1 protein-coding gene is annotated in these 1,512 nt (G+C 63.8%); it reads right to left on the reverse strand.

Annotated elements, in window-relative coordinates; translation table 11 throughout:
• Positions 1-310: 310 nt before the first annotated feature.
• Positions 311-1,393, reverse strand: coding sequence for an IS110 family RNA-guided transposase (locus tag Q2100_RS31255; protein ID WP_302917127.1), 1,083 nt, complete (start codon positions 1,391-1,393; stop codon positions 311-313).
• Positions 1,394-1,512 lie beyond the last annotated feature (119 nt).

The raw sequence follows: 1,512 nt of genomic DNA on the forward strand, positions 1-1,512 counted from the left end.
CCAGGACTGATATGTAGTCGGGTTTTGTCAATAGGCAGGTGGAAGCCGCCCCGGTTTGGTGTTCGGGGCGGCTTCCGTTTGATCGGTGTCAGTCAGTGTCGTGGCGGTCGTTGGTCAACGACGGTGGTGTCAGACTGATATGCGCGGGTTGGATACCGCAAGACGATGGTTCGGCGCGAATGGTGGCTGCTCCCTAGCTGCGGGCGTCGCACCAGTATTCGACGAATGCTGTTGCTGCTCATAGTCCTGACGCAGGTCCGTTCGCTTCCTCGCCGTCGACCGGCTGACTCCGATCAAGTCTGGTTGGCGCTCAGGTCAGCGTCGCCAGCGACCAGCACCAGCCGGCCAATTCTCGGGCGACCGCGACGTTGGCCACAACATGGGGCTTCTTGCGTTCGTTAAATCGACACCACTGCTGATGCAGGCGCCGGTTACCGGCATGACCGCGCGCCTTGAGTGCGGGATCGACTTTGGCCCAGCGGGCCCGCATCGTCGGGCCCGGGTTGCGGTAGGCCGCGCGGTGATGCCAGGCCGCCTCGATCAATAACCGCCGCACATGAGCATTGCCGGCCTTGGTGATCGACCCTTGGACCCGGGAAGTCCCGGAGGAGTACTCGGTGGGTACCAAGCCGACATAGGCGCCGATCGAGGCACCGGTGAACCGGGTCCAGTCGCCGATCTCCACGTTGAGCGCCAAGCCGGTCAACGCCGAGATTCCACGCAGACATCCCAGCCGGTTGACCGCATCAGCCCACCGCGGTGAGGCCGCGACCGCGACGATCTGTTCATCGAGACGATCTCTGGCCGCAGTGGCCGTCAGGACGGCGCCGAAGTGGTGGTCGAAAGCCGCGGTGGTGTGGGCGTCATCGAAGCGTTGCCGACGTAGCCAGATTTCGTGCACCCCGTTCCAGGCAGGCCCACCGCCATAAATCCGGCCCTGACGCAGCAGCAGTTTGGACAATCGATGCCGGACCCGCATCAAGTCCGCCCGGGCATCCTCACGCGCCCGTACTAGATCACGCACTGCCTCCACGTCGGCCTGCGGCACGGTGACCGCGGTGATCTCACCCAACCGCAGAAGCCGGGTCAGATGCGCGGCATCCCGTGCATCGGTTTTGACCCGATCACCACCCGGACGGATCAACTTCGACGGCGCAGCAACGACACACTCGATCCGGGCAGCAGTCAACGCCCGCGCAAGACCGAACCCAGTGGGCCCAGCCTCATAAGCCACCCGCACCGGAGCACGAAGCCGGCATAACCAGTCCAGAATCTCGCCGTGGTCCAGACACAACCGAGTCCGCTCGACCCGACCCGTTTCTTCGTCCACCGCATGCGCAACCACGGAAAGCGCATGCACATCCAACCCGACACTCGTACCGTTGAAACTCACCGGAGGCCTCCTGATCTGCAACTGTGGCTCTACCGAAGCGAGTGTTCACCCGCCATCGGCAACCCACGTCCGTTTGCAGCCCGAGGCCTTCGGCCTCAAGTCGCCTCCATACCGTCTAG

The organism is Mycolicibacterium arseniciresistens, assembly GCF_030519285.1.
GTDB lineage: Bacteria > Actinomycetota > Actinomycetes > Mycobacteriales > Mycobacteriaceae > Mycobacterium > Mycobacterium arseniciresistens.